Genomic DNA, 20,299 nt, shown 5'->3' with positions numbered 1-20,299 from the left:
GTGGCAGTGCCAACCGAGATGGACTATATCAATAGTGCAGAAAATGGAAATTGTTGTGAATGATTATTTAAAAGGATTGCTTTCGCAGCAGGGGCTTTAATATGAAAAATGTGTCTGAAATTGCTTCACAAGCTACCGAACTATTCGTGTTACCTGAAGCGGTGACCAGGCTGAAAGCGTGCATGGATGACAGCGCGGCCAGCATGGATGATGTGGGTGAGATTATCGCCTTTGACCCGGCACTAACCGGACAGCTGCTCAAAGTGGCTAACAGTGCGTTATACAAGTTTCCCAATCGTATTGAAACCATCACTAAAGCTCTGCAGGTGATAGGGACCCGCGCGGCTTATGATTTGGCGCTGGCGTACGGGATCTCTCATGCTTTTCGCAATGTTGAGGCTAAGATCATCGATCTGGACCGCTTTTGGGAGCAGAGTGTCAGTTGCGGATTGTTAGCGAAATACATTGCTGAGCAGAAGAAACATAAAGAGTCTGAACGGCTGTTTGTGTCGGGATTGCTGCATAATATTGGTGAGCTGGCGATGGTCTCGATGTTTGCCAAGGAGGCGCAGCGTTGCACTGCCTTTAATGCCAGGGTGAAACCGGCTGAATTACAGCAGGCTATCTGCGGTTTCACTTACGCTTCGCTATCGGCCGAAATTATTAAAAACTGGGGGATCCCGGCATCCATCAGTCATCCTCTTGAGCATATCCACGATACCGACACCCCGGCGACCGACGCGGATGTGCAAATCCTGCAATTATCCTATGTGCTGGCGCTGGATAACGTTAACACGGATGTTTATCCGAGCTATAACAACCTGCTACCTCACTTACATGAATCACTTGGGCTGGCCCACGAAGATCTCGAAGATGCCCTGGATATTACCAACCTGCAATGTCTGAGCGTGATGAGCCTGTTTAACCCCAGTGCGTTTATGCTGTACTGACACCGTTAACGGGCTAGGTCAGGTTGTTCGCTATGGGCGATAAGGTAAATGCAATGTTCGCGCTTACATAAAAAGTCCGTTTCTGCCGTGATCATGCCTGTGTCAGGCGATTATCCCCCTGTCTAATTGTTAATCAAATGATTTGCCTACCACCGGGTTTATCTCCTTATTGACTGGCGATTAATGCGCTGCAGGGCAGGCACTAGCCTGCAATCTACTGCTCAATTGAATGGTTATTTGCCTGTTTAATCGTAAAAAGTCAATGTAAATCAATATGATTTGGCGAGAGTGATGCATCGCTGCCCTAAGGATTTATTGTGGTTTTGGTTAAAACGAAACACCATAATGCGTAATGCATCTTATAGTAAAAAAATTGTTAATTTGAATTTACTTCTCTAACTTAATGTAATAATCTCTGTAAGCGCTTACATAATTTTTTGATTGCGCATGTAAGCGCTTACACTTTTACGGCAGATGATAGCCGACAGGTGACGCAACATAAATTCCGTTTAGATCGGGGCTGAAGAATGAAAAACACAACAATGCAACTATCTCGGTTGCTTGCTGCGATGACCGCGGCAACGCTGATGGGTTGTGGCGGCGAAAGCGCCAAAACAGAATCAGATTTTACCACCGTTGATCCGGCGCAGCCGGTGAGCGACTGGCAATTAGTCTGGAGTGATGATTTTGATGGTAGCGCGATCGATAGCGCTAAATGGACACACGAAGTAAATTGCGCCGGTGGCGGTAACAACGAACAACAGTGTTACACCGACGACCCGGCAAACTCTTATGTTGCCGATGGCATGCTGCATATTGTAGCCATGCCAGCAGAAGAGGGCGCTGAAAAGCCTTACACATCTGCCCGGTTAAACACCCGTTATAAAGGCGACTTTAAATACGGTCGTTTTGAAATGCGTGCCAAACTGCCTTCCGGGCAGGGCAGCTGGCCAGCTTTCTGGATGTTGCCTACCGATTACGTTTATGGCGGTTGGCCGAAATCCGGTGAAATTGACATTATGGAAGCGGTTAACCTCAAAGTGGCCGATGAAGAAGGTAATGTTGAGTCTAACATTCACGGTACCCTGCATTATGGTCGCGACTGGCCAAACAATGTTAACTCGGGCAAAGCCTACGAGTTCCCGGCAGACATGAATCCGGCTGACGATTTCCACACCTACGCTATTGAATGGCAGGAAGGGGAAATTCGCTGGTATGTAGACGGTTACCTGTATGCTACTCAGCGTAAATCCACAGTACGCTACAACGCCAGCGGTGAGGCCATGGGCCTGAGTCACCGCGGGTGGTTTGCTGAGTATTACGATCAAATCACCGGTGAGTTAACGACGTTCTGGAATAACGCGCCATTCGATCAGGAATTCCACCTGTTACTCAACCTGGCGGTTGGTGGTGACTGGCCTGAAAACGTCAATAACCTGGGCATTGACGCTGACGCGTTTGCCGGTGGCCAGGAATATGTTATCGACTACGTGCATGTTTATGAATGTGCTTCCGATCCAGATACCGGCAAGGGCTGTGAAACAATCCGTCCTGGCTACGAAAGCCTGGATGATGCCCTGGTAGAAGGTGAAGCGCCGATTCCAACGCCGCCCTCAAGCGGTGTGGTACAAAACCTGACGATTTTCAATGATGCGGCGAATCCAAACTGGCCCGCATGGGACTGCTGTGGTGGCTCAACGCCCATGGTGATTGAAGATCCGGACATGGGCGCCGTTTATGAGTTTATGGTTGGCTCATCACCAACCGTTAACGGCTTTATCAGTCGCGACGAGTTTATTACCGATGAAAACGGTCAGGCTTCGCCTTTTGATGGGTCTGGCATGCTGGAAACCGGTGTCATTTCCTTTGATATGAAAATCGTGTCTGCACCGGCCAGCCCGGATGCTGCCTGGTTGTTCAAGGTTGAGAGTAACAACGCGTCAAGCGCTGCTGAACTGCCACTTACTGATAACCGCGATGGTGTAACGCCGGTGGTAGGTGAATGGCAAACCTATGTCTTCCCACTGCAGATGCTGGCGGATATGGGACTGGATGTGAGCGCAATTGATGTGCTGATGATATTCCCCTCCTGGGGACTGGGCGAAGGTGCCGTTTACCAACTTGATAACGTAGAAATTACAGCGCCGTCACCAGAAGTCGTGTTTTTTGACGACGGTGAAAACCCGGATTGGGTAATGTGGGACTGCTGTGGTGGCTCTATGCCTACTGAAGAACTTGACGATGATGATCATGGTCTGGTGGCGCAGTTCTCTATCGGCGAAGCGCCAACTGTAATGGGCTTTATTACCCGTGGTGCTAATGGTGGTGGTGACACGCCGTTTGACGCCAGTGCCATTTTAGAAACCGGTGTACTGGAATTTGAAATGAAAGTAGTTGATGCGCCGTCGAGCCCGGATGCCTCATGGTTAATCAAGCTGGAGTCCAGTGACGGAGCGTCCGCGGCGGAGCTACCTGTTACTGACAGTCAGGAAGGCGTAGCCCCGGCGACCGGCGAATGGCAGACCTATACCTTTAAGCTGTCTGATTTATCAGCCGCTGGTCTGGATGTCAGTGCCATTGACGTGCTGATGATTTTCCCTGCCTGGGGAACCGGTAATGGTGCGGTGTACCGTGTAGATAACGCCCGTATCTACGACCCGTCTGCGGAATCGGCTAACGGCATTAAACTGTTCGAAGATGTAGCCGCCGATGGCTGGTCAATCTGGGATTGCTGTGGTGGTTCAACACCTACGGTAGAAACCGATGAAGATGACAGCAAAGGGGCTGTAGCGCAATTTATCATTGGCTCGCAGCCAACGGTAATGGGCTTCCTGGCCGATGAGGGCGTGTCTTATGATGCTTCGGCGCTGCTGAGCACAGGTGTGGTTCGCTTCGACATGAAGGTTGTGTCTAACCCGTCTGATCCGGATTCATCATGGTTATTCAAAATTGAATCTACCGGTGCGGCCACCGCCGTTGAGCTGCCGCTGACTGACAGTGTGGAAGGCGAAGCGCCAGTGCTGGGTCAATGGCAAACCTACACCTTTACCTTGCAACAGTTATTCGATGCTGGCCTGGATATCAGTGACATCAATGTACTGATGGTATTCCCGGCCTGGGGGACTGGCGACGGCGCCGTCTACCGTATCGATAACGCAGAAATTGCTGCCGAGTAATGCAGCCGGTCGCAGGTACCTGAGTGACTAAAGCAGATACCTGCACAAGGTAAAGAATAAAACGTGAGTATCGAACTATGAACTACACCACTTTTACTAAAAATCGTCTGGCGCTGGCAGTAGGTTTACTGCTGGGGACAGCAGGCCAGGCTGCCTTCGCGCAGGAAGCGAACCAGTCTGAAGAAGAGCCCTCTGTTGAAATCATCGAAGTACAGGGGATCCGTGGCAGTCTTATTCGCGCCATGGATATTAAGCGCAGCACCCCGGGGGTTATGGATGCGATTTCAGCCGAAGAAATGGGTAAATTCCCGGATTCTAACCTGGCGGAATCACTACAGCGTATTACCGGTGTATCGGTAAGTCGTGCTAATGGTGAGGGTAGCGAAATCACCGTGCGTGGTTTTGGGCCGGGCTTTAACCTGATTACGTTAAACGGCCGGCAAATGCCGGGCACCGGTTTTACCCGCTCTTACAGTTTGCAGCATTTATCTTCTGAAGGCGTAAGCGCCCTGGAAGTGTATAAAACGGCTAAAGCCGAACTCCCCAGTGGTGGTTTGGGAGCAACCGTTAACATTGTAACGTCTAAGCCATTGCAACAACCGGGTCAGCGCTATTCGTTTATGGCCAAAGCCCTGCACGATACATCCGTTGAGGAAGGGGATGATGTAACGCCGGAAATCGCCGGTATTTACAGCAACACCTTTAACGACGATAAACTGGGGTTTGCGGTTAGCTTTTCTCATTATCAGCGTGACTTCCAGCGTCAGCAGGCCAATATTCAGGGCTGGCAGGCGAATGTGGATTTACCGGAATTTAACGAATCTACCATGATCGATCCGCGCGCTGTGGATGATGAAGGCAACCGTATTGGTAACCACTTTTTCCCTAAAGATATGAACTACGGTATCGATAATGTGGAAAACGACCGCACCAATGCCCAGGTGACTTTCCAGTATGCGCCTAACGACGACATTACCATGACAGTCGATTACACCATGACCAATGCCATAGTGGGCGTGGAAAGTGTTGGCTGGGGGATCTGGAATGAATTCGGCGGTAACATTAACGGTTACGAGCTGGATGAAAACGGTACGGCAATTTACGCCGATATTGGTGGTAACGATGGCTCATTTACCGCATTCCGTGAAACTACTGAGGTAGATGCCCGCTCAATCGGTCTGAATATCGACTGGCAGGTGACTGACGATCTGAAATTCAACATTGATTATCACGATTCCAGCAACGAAATCGATAACGGTGCGGATGATGGCATGGGCAGCAATGGCCAGATCATTCTGGGCTCGGATAAACTAACCACCAAAATATACGACTACCGTAACGGTGAAGTACCATCTGCTTTTATCAGATGGCAAAACGGTACCAACGAGTTAATGCCCAGTGAAATTGACTCTAACTTCAGTCAGTTTATTCATTCGCCGGGTGAATCGAATGTAGAACAGCTGCAGTTTGACGGTGAGTGGTACAACTCTAAATTTGATATCCCGATGCCGGTGGTTAAATTTGGTTTTGCCCGTACCGAACAATCTATGTACGGCACCAATGCGTGGAGTGGTCTGCGTGGTGGTCCGGGCTTTAATCCGTCTTTCCCGGAAATCTTCCCGGACAGCATGTTTACCCGTCATGACACTGGTAGCTTCCTGGATGAATTTGCCGGTGGTGGCGCTAACCTGATGCCTAACTATTACTACACCTACGACTTCGACGAAGCAGTGGCGCGTCAAATGGCCTATCTGACCGAAGACGTCATGGGCGGCGACGCTTATGTACCAGATGCTTACTTCAATGGCATTACAGGCGAGAGTGAAGTAGAGGAAGTGACCAACAGTATTTACGTTCAGACCGAATGGGAATTTGAGATTGGTGATTATCCTGCACAGCTGATTGCCGGTGCCCGCTACGAAGAAACTGATGTAACCAGTACCGTACGTCAACGTGTTGAGCAGCAGGTTAACTGGGTTGCAGCCTCTGAGTGGATCATGCAGTACGAAGAAGGTGGTACCGCAAACTACCTGACCCAGGAAGGCTCACACGATGTGTTCCTGCCGTCGATCGACTTCCGTCTGGATGTGACCGACGAGTTACAGGCCCGGGTATCATGGGGTAAAACCATGTCACGTGCACCACTCGGCTTCTTAGCCGGTGGCCGTGCCCTGAGCGGTAGCCCTAAACCGGGTTCACGGACTGGCTCCCAGGGTAACCCGAATCTGTTACCGTTTGAGTCGACTAACCTCGATTTAGCCCTTGAGTACTACTACGGTGAAGCAAGTTACGCGTCAATCGTATGGTTTAAGAAAGACGTTGATAACTTCATTCAGACCACGATTACCGAGACCACCATCGATGGCTTGTATGATATCTACAATGGGCCGCGCTATCAGCAGGCGATTGCCGATATTGAAGCCCGCGGTGAGCAGGCAACCAGTACCGCGATCTTCGATCAGATGCTGGCTAATGGCCATGGCAACGCCGACGGTCAGATTGAGCCAAACAGCAATGATCCGTTAATTGTGTGGAATGTCAGCCAGCCAAATAACACCGATGCAAAGTCGGTTGATGGTGTGGAAGTGGCATTACAGCACATGTTGGGCGAAACGGGTTTCGGCTTCAACGTTAACGCTACCTTTGTTAGCGGTGATGTGGAGTTTGACGTGAACAGTCTGACCCAGCAAGCGCCTTTAACCGGTTTGGGTGACTCAGCTAACCTGCAGGCGTTTTACGAAAAAGACGGTCTGTCGGTGAAGGTGACTTATGCCTGGCGTGATGATTACCTGTTAGGTGTTGGTCAGGCTCAGGGCTCTGCCGATGCGCCGCCGCAGTTCTTTAAAGATTATGGTCAGGTGGACATGAGCATTAACTATGACATCAACGAAAACCTCACGGTGTTCTTCGATGCATTGAACCTGAACAATGAAACGGAACAAGGCTACGGCCGTTATGAGGAGCAGTTCCTGTTTGCCCGCCAGTATGGCACACGCTATGCGCTGGGTGTTCGTTACGGATTTAACTAATCAACCTCCCAACCAACCTGTGGAGAGTGAGCAGTAGCTCTCCACTGATTAGTTAAAGGTTGTCGGGGGCAGTGAGTTCTGACTCCGGCAATTTACCTTGCTAGCTTTATAATAATAATAAGTGCGTTAAAAATTTACCCGGCCTGTGCCGGGTTTTTTTATGTCTGAATGGCGCTACAACTTAATCGAAGACTGCAATGGTCTGGCGGCTGAGAGCGATTACCCGCTCCTTATCGTCCCAGATAGTCGCTTCGGTGTGGGCATAGCCACCATTGGCGAGTTTGGTATCTACCTGGTAGCCAAACCAGGGATTTTCGCTATTCAGCACAAGCGGTTGCACCAATTCAATATCCCAGCTCACGGTGCTTACCGGTGCCGGTAGTTTGAGCTGTTGAATAATGGCCGGCGGCCAGGCATCAATTAAGGAGATCAGGTGAGTGTAATTAAAGGCACTGACCGGCTCCTTAAAGCGCATCCAGCCATGGTAATGGCTGTGTTTACTCCAGCTAAACGGGATCTGGCCTTGCTCGATAGCCAATTCGTAGTGACGGAAGAAGCGCGGTGTCACCTTAGGAATTTGCGGAATAAACTTGGCTTTTTGCGGCAGCGTCATGGCATGGGCAGGGAGTTTATCAACCTGTATTTTTGAACTGCGTTCAACGCCGAAGCAGGCCTGCACACAAACACAGACTTTGCCATCCTGAAGCAATTTCGCCAGATACTGCGACATATTGCGCCCCGAGCGCAATTTCTCAACTACCAGTTCCAGTGGTTTATCAAAACTCACCGGCCCGACAAAGTTCGTATGATAGGCACGTAAACTGCGGTCTTTGTCGACCACCTGAGCCAAAGCATGATGCAGAAAGCCGGCTGTGATACCACCAAATGCAGTGCGCCCCTGACCCCAGGTATCAGGCAGGCCAGGGTGGGTCATCAGCCATTCATTATCGTTAAGGGTCGTCACTTCGGAAGTCAGGGCTAAAAGTTTGTCTATGTGCATACAGAGTTCAACATCAGATAAATAGGATGGTATTATCCCGGCTCGCGAGCCATGTTTCGACTTATTCTTAGTGATATTCAGTTATAAGTCTGCTTGTTAATGTGTATTTGTATCACAGGTGATGTTTGAACCCTAACTCTGTTGCCCACCCGGAAAAGCCCGATCGCTATCGTTATTACGTGTTGCTGATGCTCACGCTGGTGTACGCGTTTAATTTTATCGACCGGCAAATCATTGGCATTTTGTCGCCATTTATTAAACAGGACCTCGGGCTTGATGATGCCCAGTTGGGCTACCTGAAGGGAATTTATTTTGCGGTGTTATATACCGTAATGGGTATTCCGGTGGCCTGGCTGGCCGACCGTTACAGCCGGGTTAATATTGTTGCTGTATCGTTGACTCTCTGGAGCGGTTTCACCGCACTGTCCGGCCTGGCGGGGAGCTATTTGCAACTGGCGTTATACCGCATTGGAGTGGGGATTGGCGAAGCCGGTGGTACCCCTCCGGCACATAGCATTATAGCGGATTTATTTGCGCCGAAAGAGCGGGCAACGGCGATGGCGCTTTATGCCCTGGGGATCCCCTTTGGCATTATGCTGGCCTTCCTGGCTTCTGCCTTCGTGTTAAGCGGCGGTCAGGCCGACTGGCGCTCAGTAATGATAGCCGTGGGGCTGCCAGGCATTGTACTGGCCATCGTACTCAAACTGACGGTAAAAGAGCCTGTCCGCCAGCAAACCGAACAAGAGCGCCAGCGACCCATGCTAGATAGCCTTGTAGAGCTGCTTAAAACGCCTAGCTGGTGGGGCATGGTACTGGGCATTACGCTGTCATCGTTTGCTAACTATGCGGTGATTGGCTGGCAGATGGATTACTTTGTGCGGCGCTTCAGTGAAGTGGATATCGTTTGGTTACTGGTGGTTTTTGGGGTGATTAACGGTACTTTATATGCCATTGGCGTGTGGGCCGGTGGTGCTATTGCCGATAAATGGGGACGCAGCAATCCCGGTGCTTATGCGCGCCTGCCAGCTCTTGCTCTGTGCGTTGGTGTGCCGGCCTTTTTGCTGGCAATTCACAGTGAATCGCTGTGGATTGCAATTGCTGGTTTTACTTTATTGCAGGTTACCAGCGGCACGTATTTCGGGCCGTGTTTTGCCATGGCACAAACGCTGTCTCCGGCTAATTGCCGGGCCATGTCTACGGCGTTATTTTTCTTTGTTCTGAACCTGATTGCGCTGGGCGGTGGGCCAACGTTTGTGGGCCTACTTAGCGAGCATTACATGGCGAGTCTGGGTGAACTTGAAGGGTTGGTAGCCGCGCTTGACTGGCTGGCTATTCCGTTTGTGTTATCAATACTGGTGTTTGGCTGGACGTCATTACGGTTGCCGAAGGACCTGGCTAAGCGCCAGGTCCACGAGTAGAGGCCTCAACCTAAGGCGGTGCCACCGACTGGCTGACCAAGCATTTCGCGGGTGACCAGCACAACGCCTTTCTCGGAGACGCGGAAGCCGCGGCGTCGATCTTCGTCGTGATCGTAACCTATTACAGTGCCTTCCGGGATCACGCAGCCGCGGTCTATAATGACCTTTCGCAGTTTACAGTGACGTTTGATTTCCACATCTGGCAGGATCACGGCTTCTTCAATCAGGCCATAAGAGTGGATCCTAACATTTGAGAAGCACAGTGAACGGCGCAGGGTCGAGCCGGAAACAATGCAGCCACCGGAGACTACCGAGTTAATGGCTTCTCCGCGGCGGTCGTGATCTTCCCAGACAAACTTCGCTGGCGGCAGTTGTTCCTGATAAGTCCAGATGGGCCACTTACGATCGTATAAATTAAGTGCCGGAACAGGTGCCACCATCTCCATATTGGCTTCCCAGAATGAGTCCAGTGTACCTACATCACGCCAGTAAACGTGCTCGTTCTCGCTGCTTTGGAACGGATAAGCGAATACGTCGTGGTCTTTGATAATGCTGGGAATAATGTCTTTACCGAAATCCCGCTCAGAGCCTGAGGTTTCGGCATCACGCGCCAGTTGCTCAAACAGAAACTCTGTATCAAATACGTAGTTACCCATGGAAGCCAGACATAAATCCGGCTCGTTAGGGACCGGGTCCGGGTTAGCAGGTTTTTCGGTAAAGCCTTTAATACGGTAATCTTCGTCTACCGACATAACACCAAATGCGCCAGCCGCTTCTTCCAGTGGTACCTTCATACAGCACACGGTCATTTTGGCACCGGTTTCTACGTGGTGGGCCAGCAGGTTGGCGTAATCCATCCGGTAAATATGATCGCCGGATAAGATCATCACGAATTTTGGCAGTTCGTCGCGGATAATATCGATGTTCTGAAATACTGCGTCAGCCGTGCCCTCGTACCAGTTTTCGGAAAAGCGTTGTGAGGCGGGCAGAATTTCCACTGACTCGCCCAGTTCCTTTTTAAAGTGACCCCAACCGCGCACCAGGTGTCGAATGAGAGAGTGAGATTTATACTGAGTGACAACGCCAATTCTGCGTATACCCGAGTTAACACAATTAGACAGCGGAAAGTCGATGATGCGGAATTTACCGCCAAAATAGAGCGCCGGTTTGGCCCGCCAGGTGGTGAGTTCGTGCAATCGTGACCCCCGGCCACCGGCGAGGATCAATGCATAGGTATCGCGGGTAAGATTACTGATATAACGAGGGCTCTTGTCGGACATTCTGTTTCTCCATCGACGCGCTGTGTGGTAACGGCTAATGCCTGCCGGTCTGGGTGACCGTATCCATTTATTTAAGGATAGGTTATTTGTAATTAAATTACATTATTTTTCACCATCTTACGCCTTGAATAATAAATGCTCAAGCACCGGCAGTGTAAATAAATATTAATTTATTTGTGTTGAATATGTTAACCGATTAAAAGAGGGCTTCTTCACTAAATCCTCTTCGGCGCAAGCAATATGCAGACGGGCCAGGATGCAAAAATTTCGGTTTAGAGGCGATATGTACTGAAAATGCCTGTCAACGCCTGTTGTTGGCAATAAATCCGCCTTAAAATTCCCCATTATGGCGTTTTGCCAACCGTTGGCTAAATAATTAAAACCGGTCGTATGGGTTTTACTCTGGTGTTGTACCAGCCAAGATATTATAAACGGTACGTGCGTTGTTTTGCTAACCCATCTGGCTGATAAGGGCCTGTGCAAGTCAGACTTAAATCTTTATTTGATTTAGTTCAAACAAAAAGCACGGCGAAACTCTCATTTTGTTAATTTAATGTTATAATTGACGGAGGTAGCGTTGACTGGAGACATTATGTGGGGCGGTAAATGGCTCATAAATCTGTTTATTGTGGCTTTTCTTGTCATTCTGACAGGTCTTTTCCTGCCTGAAGAATATGAAGTTAAACGCTCGATTGAGATCAATGCGCCAGCGGATAAAGTGTACGCAGCGATTGTTGATTTGCGTAAGTGGGAGCAATGGAGCACCTGGTATCAGGTGGACCCCAATGCCGTTATGACCTACGACGGTCCGGATCGGGCCATTGGCATGCGTCTGCGCTGGCGCAGTGATATTCTTGGCCGTGGCACTATTGAAATTACCTCACTGCAATTTAATCGGCAACTGGTCTACAGCGTTGACAACCCTGAGCATGGGATCAGTGCCCATGGCGAGTTGCGTCTCAAACCTCTGGACAGCGGCACCGAACTGATTTGGAGCAGCCGCGGCAATGTTGGCCTTAACATTGTTGACCGCTACAAACTGCTGTTTTTTGATAACCAACTTGGCGGCGACATTCAGGTTGGCCTGGAAAACATTAAAACGCTGGTAGAAAACAGTATCGGCTAGGGGTTACTTCAGCTGATATTAACCTTTAGTACTGTTGTGCCTGATTGAGGGATCTCAAACCTGGCTTTCGGCGTATACTACAGCCAAATCAATTACTAAGGCGGTCGAAAGGGTGAGCTTTCAGACCGGTTAATGCGCTGTGAATTCTGCAAAACGTCGCTTAATTGCCAGTCTGGCCAGTACCAAGCTGGCGGATCTGCTTATTTCCGCAAAAACGACTTTACCGGCCTTAATGCTGGCGCTTGGCGCGCCGGCCTGGATGATAAGCTGGCTGGTGCCCATTCGCGAGTCGGGCGCTTTACTGCCCCAGGCTGCTATTGGTGTGGTATTGCGTCACTATCCGGCGCGCCATCATATCTGGCGTGCGGGGATGGTTGTGCAGTCGCTATCCCTGGTAACCATAATACTGGGTGCAGGGTGGTACGAAGGAATGCTCGCCGGCTGGTTTGTGCTGGGCGGCTTGTGTTTGTTGAGTTTAGGCCGGTCAGCCTGTTCGCTGACCATGAAAGACATTCAGGCGGATGTGGCTGATAAAGGCGAGCGCGGTAAATTGCTGGGGGTAGCCTCAACCACATCTGGCGTGCTCACGCTGATTATCGCCGTGCCGCTGGTCTATTTTGCTGACCAACTGGGAGAAACCCTGATATTCGGCCTGCTGCTGGGGGCGGTATCAGCCATGCTGCTCGGTCTGTTTTTGCTATTGCCGGTTAAAACCTGCGTTGAGGTAGATGAGGAAGAACAGCAGGGCGGTCACAGTTGGTGGGATTTCGATGCCGTGGTGTATAAGTTTATTGCGGTCCGGGGATTGTTTGTTCACAGCGCACTGGTAGCGCCATATTTTATGCTCGAAACCGAGCAGAACGCGGCCAGTCTGTTACCGTTTTACCTCGGGGCACAGGCCAGCGCAACGATGCTGTCTTCATTTATCTGGGGGAGCGTAGCGGATCACAGTGCCAGACTGACGTTACAACTGGCTGGCGCGCTGGCCCTGTTGGCCTGTGGCGGCCTGCTATTCTTGCCGGGACATTCTTTATGGATTTCCGGTGGGTTGTTCTTTGTGCTGGCGGTTGCCCATACCGGCGTGCGAACGGGCCGAAAAACCTACAGTCTGGATGTTAAGGACGGTCAGCAGCGCACTGAACTGGTCGCTTTTAGTAACACTGCAATAGGGCTTATTTTACTTGGGTTTGGCTCACTTTATGCGGCCTTGAAAGCGGCTTTTGATATCAATATCGTGGCGACCATGGCGGTGATGTTACTGGTCGGTATTGGTCTGAGTTTTATACTTCCGAAAGAAAAGAGCGAGTTGGCCTGACACCGTGTCAGGCCGGTGGCCAGCTCAAAACACATTATGATGTCTGGCCAGCAATGCGCGCATCGTCCGCGAGGCGGGCTCTCGGTTCAGGTGGTTAAAAATCTGGGTGGAGGTTGCCACCAGGGCATCGATATCAACGCCGCTGTGAATGCCCATGCCGTTAAGCATATACACCACATCTTCGGTGGCCACGTTGCCGCTGGCACCCGCAGCATAAGGACACCCGCCCAGGCCCCCGGCGGCAGCATCAATAACGCTGATGCCGTGCTGTAAAGCCACCAGAATATTGGCCAGTGCCTGACCGTAGGTATCATGAAAATGGACCGCCAGATTTGTTGCCGGTATCGTTGTTAATAAGGTGCTTAGCAAACGCTCCGTCTGACCCGGCGTGCCGGTACCAATGGTATCGCCCAGCGAAATTTCATAACAGCCTTTGTCGAGCAACGCCTGACTCACGGCTAACACGGCATCTGGGTTGATGTCTCCCTCATAGGGACAGCCCATCACACAGGAAACATAGCCCCGAACCGGCAGATTGTGCTGACGGGCCAGGGTAAACACCGGTTCAAAACGTTCCAGGCTTTGCTCAATAGAGCAGTTAATGTTGCGCTGGGAAAAGCTTTCAGAGGCGGCGGCAAATACCGCCACTTCATCCACACCCGCATCGATAGCCGCCAGCATGCCTTTTTCGTTAGGGGTCAGCGCACTGAAAGTGACGCCAGAACCATTGGTTAAGCCTTTGAAAACGTCAGCACTGTCGGCCATTTGTGGGACCCATTTGGGTGACACAAAACTGCCGGCTTCTATGCGCCTGAGCCCGGCCCGCAGCAGACCATTAATAAAGTCCAGCTTAACTGGCAGATCGATTACTGACGCTTCATTTTGCAGGCCATCACGGGCCCCCACCTCAACAATACTGACCTGTTTTGGATAGTTACTCATCGGCGACAAACTCCAGCAGGGCAGCACCACCGTCAACCATATCGCCGGTCTGATAGAAAAATTCCACCACTTCACCGTCGGCTGGCGCTTTTACATTGTGCTCCATCTTCATGGCTTCCAGGATCAGCAGTGAAGTCCCTTTAGTGACTTTACTGCCAGGCTCAACCAGAAGCTTGACCACAGTACCGTTCATAGGGGCAACACATTCGTTTTCGTGGGCATCTTCGTGCTGGCCGAAATCCGGGCGTTGCAACGTAAAGGGCAGGGCGCTGGCACCATCAAACAGCACCCAACCGCCTTCGCTGTCCGGGCAAACGGTATAGCGGCGCTGATAATTATCAACGGTGAGGTTTAGGTTTTCATCCTGCCAGTCACCGCTCACCTGCCAGTGGTTTTCCTCGCAGGTTACGCTGAGCTGACCTTCCTTTGCGGTTACCGAGAGCAGATAGGCTTTATGCTGACACTGCAGTGCCAGATAGTACTGGCGCTGATGATTTAAGCGGAAACCGTTAAGTGCCTGATCACCCAGTGGCGCACTATCAGACTGTATGGTCTGAAACAGACAAAATGCCATGGCAGGCAGATAGTCGATGTTAAACGCCCGTGGTGCCAGATCCTCGCTGTGCTCGGCGATAAAATGCACGGTTAACCTGGCTGCGACAAACTCTGCATTTTCCAGTACCCGGTGTACATAGGGTAAATTGGTGGTTACGCCGGTGACCCGGGTTTGTTCCAGGCAGTTGAGCATTTTTGCCAGCGCCTTGTCGCGATTATCGCTGTAGGTGATAAGCTTTGCCAGCATGGGGTCGTAATGCACGCTGACGGTATCACCTTCATTAAAGCCTGTATCTACCCGAACGCCGTCTGCGGCTGCCGGAAAACGTAAACGGGTGAGCCGACCGGTGGACGGTAGAAACTCGTTATCCGGATCTTCGGCATAAAGCCTGACCTCGAATGCATGGCCATGGCAACGCAGTTGTTGCTGGTTTTTCGGCAGCGGTTGACCTGCGGCCACGGCTAGTTGCCAGGCAACCAGATCCTCGCCGCTGACCATTTCTGTCACAGGGTGTTCAACCTGCAAGCGGGTATTCATTTCCATAAAGTAGAAATCATCGCCATCGAGCAGAAACTCAACCGTGCCGGCGCCCACATAGTTAATGGCTTTGGCCGCAGCGAGGGCACTTTCGCCCATTTGTTGACGCACGCTATCGCTAATGCCGGGTGCCGGGGCTTCCTCAATAATTTTTTGATGACGGCGCTGTACCGAGCAGTCGCGGTCGAATAAATAAACGCCATTGCCGTGCTGATCGCAAAACACCTGAATCTCCACGTGGCGTGGCTCGGTTAAAAACTTTTCAACCAGCATCAGGTCGTCGTCAAAGCTGGCTTTAGCTTCCCGTTTGGCGGCCGCCAGCGCAGAGTGAAATTCAGCTTCGCTCATCACCTGACGCATGCCCTTACCACCGCCGCCGGCAGCGGCTTTAAGCATCACCGGAAAACCGATGCGGCGGGCTTCACTGAGTAAATACTCAGCGCTTTGTTCATCGCCATGGTAGCCGGGCACCAGCGGAACGCCGGCGTCTTCCATGATTTGCTTGGCCCGGGATTTAGAGCCCATGGCTTCAATGGCACTGGCCGGCGGACCAATGAAAATAATCCCTTCCTGCTCACAGCGTTTGGCAAAGGTGGCATTTTCAGACAGGAAACCGTAGCCCGGGTGGATGGCATCCGCGCCGCACTGTCTGGCGGCGGCAATGATTTTATCCTGCACCAGATAACTCTGGCTGGCCGGGGCTGGGCCTATAGCTACTGCTTCATCGGCCTGATTCACATGCATGGCATGCTGGTCAGCTTCGGAATACACGGCCACCGAACGGATATGCTGCTGACGTGCGGTAGCGATAATCCGGCAGGCAATCTCGCCGCGGTTGGCTATCAGTACTTTTTTGATGTTTTTGGTGACTGACATGATTTACTCCTTTGGCCCTGCAGGTAACCAGTTGGGTGGACGTTTTTGCAAAAAGGCATTGAGCCCTTCCTGACCTTGTTCAGAGACGCGGATCCGGGCAATCCAGTCGCTGGTGAGTTCACGCAGCGGCTCATCTAAGGGCTGATTTGCCACGGTATTGATAAGCGCTTTAGCTTCACTGACGGCTTTCGGACTGTTTTTTAACAGCGTATCGATGAGTTGCTCGATGGTGAAATCGAGTTGATCTTCGCTCACCGCTTCGCTAATTAATCCTAACCGGCGGGCACGCCGTGCGGTAAAGACCTCCGCGGTCATAAAGTAACGTTTGGCAATCCGTTTACCCATGGCTTCTATTACGTAGGGACTGATGGTGGCGGGAACCAGCCCGATTTTGGTTTCGCTTAAGCAAAACTTACTCAGTTTGCAGGCCACGGCTATGTCACAACAGGCGATAAGCCCAACGGCACCGGCAAAAGCGGCACCCTGTACCCGGGCTATGGTAGGTTTGGGTAGGGTATAAAGGGTGTGCAACATGGTGGCGAGCTGCATGGCATCGGCGCGGTTTTGCGCTTCGGTATAGCCAGCCATTTTCTGCATCCAGTTTAAGTCGGCACCGGCACTGAAGTTTTTGCCGTTACTGGCCAGCACCACAGCTTTCACAGCCGGGTCGGTAGCGGTTCGTTTAAAGCTGGCGGTTAAGTCAGCAATCATGTCTTCATTGAAGGCATTGTGTTTGTCGGCGCGGTTCAGCGTAATCCGGGCAACCCCCAGATTATCGACGTCATATAATACGTATTCGGTCATCATCTTTTCCCTACATTCTGAATACGCCAAACTGCGTATCTTCAATGGGTTTATTGAGACAGGCACTTAATGCCAGACCAAGTACCGAACGGGTATCTGCCGGATCGATAACGCCGTCATCCCATAAACGGGCGGATGCGTAGTAGGGGTGGCCCTGCTGTTCGTAGCTGTCGATCACCGGTTGTTTTACCGCTTTCTCATCGGCTTCGGTCCAGGCGGTACCTGAACGCTCGGCCTGATCTTTTTTCACCTGAGCCAGGACGCCTGCGGCTTGCTCACCACCCATTACTGAAATGCGCGCATTGGGCCACATAAACATAAATCTGGGATCGTAAGCGCGGCCGCACATGCCGTAGTTACCGGCACCAAAACTGCCACCGATGAGTACGGTTAATTTGGGCACATTGGCACAGGCTACAGCCGTCACCATTTTGGCGCCGTGTTTGGCGATACCCGATGCTTCATACTGTTTACCCACCATAAAGCCGGTAATGTTCTGCAGGAATATCAGCGGAATTTTACGTTGGCTGCAAAGCTCCACAAAATGTGCGCCTTTCTGGGCTGATTCGCCAAACAGAATGCCATTGTTGGCCACAATACCCACCGGTATGCCGTAAAGATGCGCGAAACCGCACACTAGGGTGGTGCCGTAGCGGGCTTTAAATTCATCAAAGTCAGAGTCATCGACAATCCGCGCAATCACTTCTCTGACATCGAAGGGCTGGCGCAGATCCTGTGGCACGATGCCGTACAGCTCGGCAATGGGATAGCGTGGTGGCTTAACCGTTTGATTAGCGGTAGTCACCGGCTTCTGGCGATTTAGTCTGGCAACCGCGTTGCGGGCAATATCCAGTGCGTGCAGATCGTTATTAGCCAGGTGGTCGGCAACCCCGGATACCCGGGTATGCACATCGCCTCCGCCGAGCTCTTCGGCACTGACTTCCTCACCGGTGGCCGCCTTAACTAACGGTGGACCAGCCAAAAAGATAGTGCCTTGTTCTTTAACAATAATGCTTTCATCGGCCATGGCCGGCACATAAGCACCGCCTGCGGTGCATGAGCCCATAACCACCGCTATTTGTGGAATGTTCTTTGCCGACATGCGGGCCTGATTAAAGAAGATCCGGCCGAAATGGTCACGATCCGGAAACACCTCATCCTGACGGGGCAGGTTAGCGCCGCCACTATCGACCAGGTAAATACAGGGCAGGTGATTCTGCTCGGCAATGGCCTGGGCGCGCAGGTGTTTTTTTACGGTTAACGGGTAATAGCTGCCACCTTTGACGGTGGCATCATTGGCCACCACCATACATTCAGTGCCATGAATAAGGCCAATCCCGGCCACCACGCCGGCACAGGGAACGTCTTCGCCATACACATTATGAGCTGCTAACTGGCCAATTTCGAGGAACGGCGAGTCGGTGTCCAGCAGCGCATCGATTCGTTCGCGAGCCAGTAATTTGCCCTTGGCTTTATGCCGGGCCACGTATTTTTCGCCACCACCTTTTAAAAGGTTAGCAATGGTTTTATGCAGATCATCCACCACTTTTTGCATGCCCTGTTGATTTTGTTTATAGGCATCGCTTTGTGGATTAACCTGACTGGTGAGTACAGGCATAGTGCCTCCTCTGGTGTCCTGTCGTTAGTAAGTGGTGATTGGCTCAGGCTGATTCTTTAAACAGCTCACGTCCAATCAACATCCGTCGTATCTCTGACGTACCCGCCCCAATTTCATACAGCTTGGCGTCACGCAGCAAGCGGCCGGTGGGGAATTCGTTGATATAACCATTGCCGCCGAGTAACTGAATGGCATCGAGGGCCATTTTGGTAGCCAGTTCGGCTGAGTAGAGAATCGCGCCGGCGGCATCTTTGCGGGCGGTTTCGCCGCGGTCACAGGCTTTGGCAACCGCATATACATAGGCGCGTGCGGCATTCATCTGGGTATACATGTCGGCCACTTTGCCCTGCACCAGCTGGAACTCGCCAATTGACTGGCCAAACTGTTTACGGTCGTGAATGTACGGTACTACCGCATCCATACAGGCCTGCATAATGCCCAGCGGGCCGCCGGACAGCACCAGGCGTTCGTAGTCCAGGCCGCTCATCAGTACACGGACACCGCCGCCTTCTTCGCCGAGGATGTTTTCAGCAGGCACTTCACAGTCTTCAAATACCAGCTCGCAGGTGTTGGACGAGCGCATCCCCAGTTTGTCCAGCTTTTGGGCGCGGCTGAAACCAGGGAAGTCACGTTCGACAATAAAGGCGGTAATGCCTTTCGGGCCGGCAGTGACGTCGGTTTTGGCATAGATAACAAAGGTATGCGCATCCGGGCCATTGGTGATCCACATCTTGTTGCCATTGAGGATGTACTTATCGCCGCTTTTACGGGCATTGAGTTTCATGCTGACCACATCGGAACCGGCGTTCGGTTCACTCATGGCCAGCGCGCCAATGTGCTCACCGCTCACCAGCTTCGTCAGGTACTTCTCGCGCTGGGAGTCGTTGCCGTTCTTAAAGATCTGATTCACACACAGGTTAGAATGAGCGCCGTAGCTCAGAGCGATACCGGCGGAGGCCCGGCTGATTTCTTCCATGGCCACTGTATGTGCCAAGTAACCCATTTCAGAGCCGCCGAATTGTTCGCTGACCGTGACGCCAAGCAACCCCATATCGCCGAGCTTTGGCCACAGCTGATTGGGAAAAGCGTTGTCTTCGTCAGCCTGACTGGCTAACGGCGCAATTTCGTTCTGAGCAAACTGGTGAACATGCTCGCGGAGCATGTCGATGTCTTCACCCAAATCAAAATTAAGAGTGGGGTAATGTGTCGTCATGGCTTAACTACCTCTTTTTTGTAAGTCGGCCAGTTCGTCGCGGCAACGCTTTTCAACTTCATCGAGCTCGTTCATGAGCATTTGAATATCGTCGAGCTGTTGGCGCAGAATGGCACGTTTTTGTTCTGTCATCTGTAACATAGCTTCCAGTTGCAGCATGGAGTTGGCGTTGCTATCGTAGAGTTCAAACAGGTTCTTGATTTCAGCTAACGAGAAGCCCAACCTCTTACCACGCAGTATTAGCTTTAACCTGACCCGGTCTTTGTTACAGTAGATACGTGTTTGCCCTGTACGCTCGGGACTTAATAAGTCCTGTTCTTCATAAAAACGAATAGAACGGGGTGTAATATCAAATTCTTTAGCGAGTTCACCAATAGAGTAGGTTAATTCATTATTTTGATTGGTCATTGCCGGTATCCTTTTGGTCACCTACCTTCGGGTGTGATAACTGTACTGGTA

Annotated in this window: 14 protein-coding genes; 6 read left to right on the top strand and 8 right to left on the bottom strand. The window is 51.4% G+C overall.

The window, feature by feature from the left end:
- Positions 1-101: 101 nt before the first annotated feature.
- From AC27IB_RS04495 to AC27IB_RS04485, 3 genes are all read left to right on the top strand, one after another.
- Complete coding sequence (locus tag AC27IB_RS04495) at positions 102-950, top strand: HDOD domain-containing protein (protein ID WP_296047811.1); 849 nt, start codon at positions 102-104, stop codon at positions 948-950.
- A gap of 527 nt (positions 951-1,477) precedes the next feature.
- Entirely contained in the window at positions 1,478-4,126 is a 2,649-nt protein-coding gene (locus AC27IB_RS04490; protein WP_487119204.1) for a family 16 glycosylhydrolase, read from the top strand.
- 77 nt (positions 4,127-4,203) lie between these two features.
- On the top strand, positions 4,204-7,155 hold the full coding sequence (locus AC27IB_RS04485) for a TonB-dependent receptor (protein ID WP_487119202.1): 2,952 nt from the start codon (positions 4,204-4,206) through the stop codon (positions 7,153-7,155).
- Positions 7,156-7,336: 181 nt separating this feature from the next.
- Here the strand turns inward: AC27IB_RS04485 and AC27IB_RS04480 are convergent, their stop codons facing one another.
- Positions 7,337-8,155, bottom strand: a complete 819-nt coding sequence (locus AC27IB_RS04480) for an acyl-CoA thioesterase (protein ID WP_487119200.1) — start codon at positions 8,153-8,155, stop codon at positions 7,337-7,339.
- Between the two features lie 125 nt (positions 8,156-8,280).
- Between AC27IB_RS04480 and AC27IB_RS04475 the strand changes: the two genes are divergently transcribed.
- Complete coding sequence (locus AC27IB_RS04475; protein ID WP_487119198.1) at positions 8,281-9,573, top strand: spinster family MFS transporter; 1,293 nt, start codon at positions 8,281-8,283, stop codon at positions 9,571-9,573.
- A gap of 5 nt (positions 9,574-9,578) precedes the next feature.
- On the opposite strand, the gene glgC is transcribed toward AC27IB_RS04475, so the two are convergent.
- Complete coding sequence (glgC, locus tag AC27IB_RS04470) at positions 9,579-10,853, bottom strand: glucose-1-phosphate adenylyltransferase (protein ID WP_296050631.1); 1,275 nt, start codon at positions 10,851-10,853, stop codon at positions 9,579-9,581.
- A gap of 577 nt (positions 10,854-11,430) precedes the next feature.
- Here glgC and AC27IB_RS04465 point away from each other — a divergent pair.
- Positions 11,431-11,979, top strand: a complete 549-nt coding sequence (locus AC27IB_RS04465) for an SRPBCC family protein (protein WP_487119196.1) — start codon at positions 11,431-11,433, stop codon at positions 11,977-11,979.
- A 139-nt stretch (positions 11,980-12,118) separates the two neighbouring features.
- The gene (locus AC27IB_RS04460; RefSeq protein ID WP_487119194.1) at positions 12,119-13,294 is read left to right on the top strand and encodes an MFS transporter; all 1,176 of its coding nucleotides are present in this window, start codon (positions 12,119-12,121) and stop codon (positions 13,292-13,294) included.
- 24 nt (positions 13,295-13,318) lie between these two features.
- On the opposite strand, the gene AC27IB_RS04455 is transcribed toward AC27IB_RS04460, so the two are convergent.
- The 6 genes from AC27IB_RS04455 to AC27IB_RS04430 are packed head-to-tail and all read right to left on the bottom strand — an operon-like array spanning position 13,319 to position 20,248.
- Entirely contained in the window at positions 13,319-14,236 is a 918-nt protein-coding gene (locus AC27IB_RS04455; RefSeq protein WP_487119192.1) for a hydroxymethylglutaryl-CoA lyase, read from the bottom strand.
- A complete protein-coding gene (locus AC27IB_RS04450) occupies positions 14,229-16,205 on the bottom strand; it encodes an acetyl/propionyl/methylcrotonyl-CoA carboxylase subunit alpha (RefSeq protein WP_487119190.1) in 1,977 nt (658 codons plus the stop codon). The genes AC27IB_RS04455 and AC27IB_RS04450 overlap by 8 nt, the downstream gene beginning before the upstream one ends.
- 3 nt (positions 16,206-16,208) lie before the next feature.
- Positions 16,209-17,009 (bottom strand): enoyl-CoA hydratase/isomerase family protein, encoded by an 801-nt coding sequence (locus AC27IB_RS04445; protein ID WP_296050642.1) that lies wholly within the window; start codon positions 17,007-17,009, stop codon positions 16,209-16,211.
- 10 nt (positions 17,010-17,019) lie between these two features.
- Positions 17,020-18,627 carry a carboxyl transferase domain-containing protein gene (locus tag AC27IB_RS04440; RefSeq protein WP_487119188.1) on the bottom strand — a complete coding sequence of 536 codons (1,608 nt, stop codon included), beginning with the start codon at positions 18,625-18,627 and terminating at the stop codon, positions 17,020-17,022.
- Positions 18,628-18,670: 43 nt separating this feature from the next.
- Positions 18,671-19,840: an isovaleryl-CoA dehydrogenase gene (locus tag AC27IB_RS04435; protein ID WP_487119186.1), complete on the bottom strand. Its 1,170-nt coding sequence runs from the start codon at positions 19,838-19,840 to the stop codon at positions 18,671-18,673.
- A gap of 3 nt (positions 19,841-19,843) precedes the next feature.
- On the bottom strand, positions 19,844-20,248 hold the full coding sequence (locus tag AC27IB_RS04430) for a MerR family transcriptional regulator (RefSeq protein ID WP_296050649.1): 405 nt from the start codon (positions 20,246-20,248) through the stop codon (positions 19,844-19,846).
- Between the last annotated feature and the right edge of the window lie 51 nt (positions 20,249-20,299).

This window comes from Alteromonas sp. 4NH20-0104, from assembly GCF_057547795.1.
The sequence above is the reverse complement of the archived record's forward strand: the minus strand, read 5'-3'. Positions and strand labels throughout refer to the sequence as shown.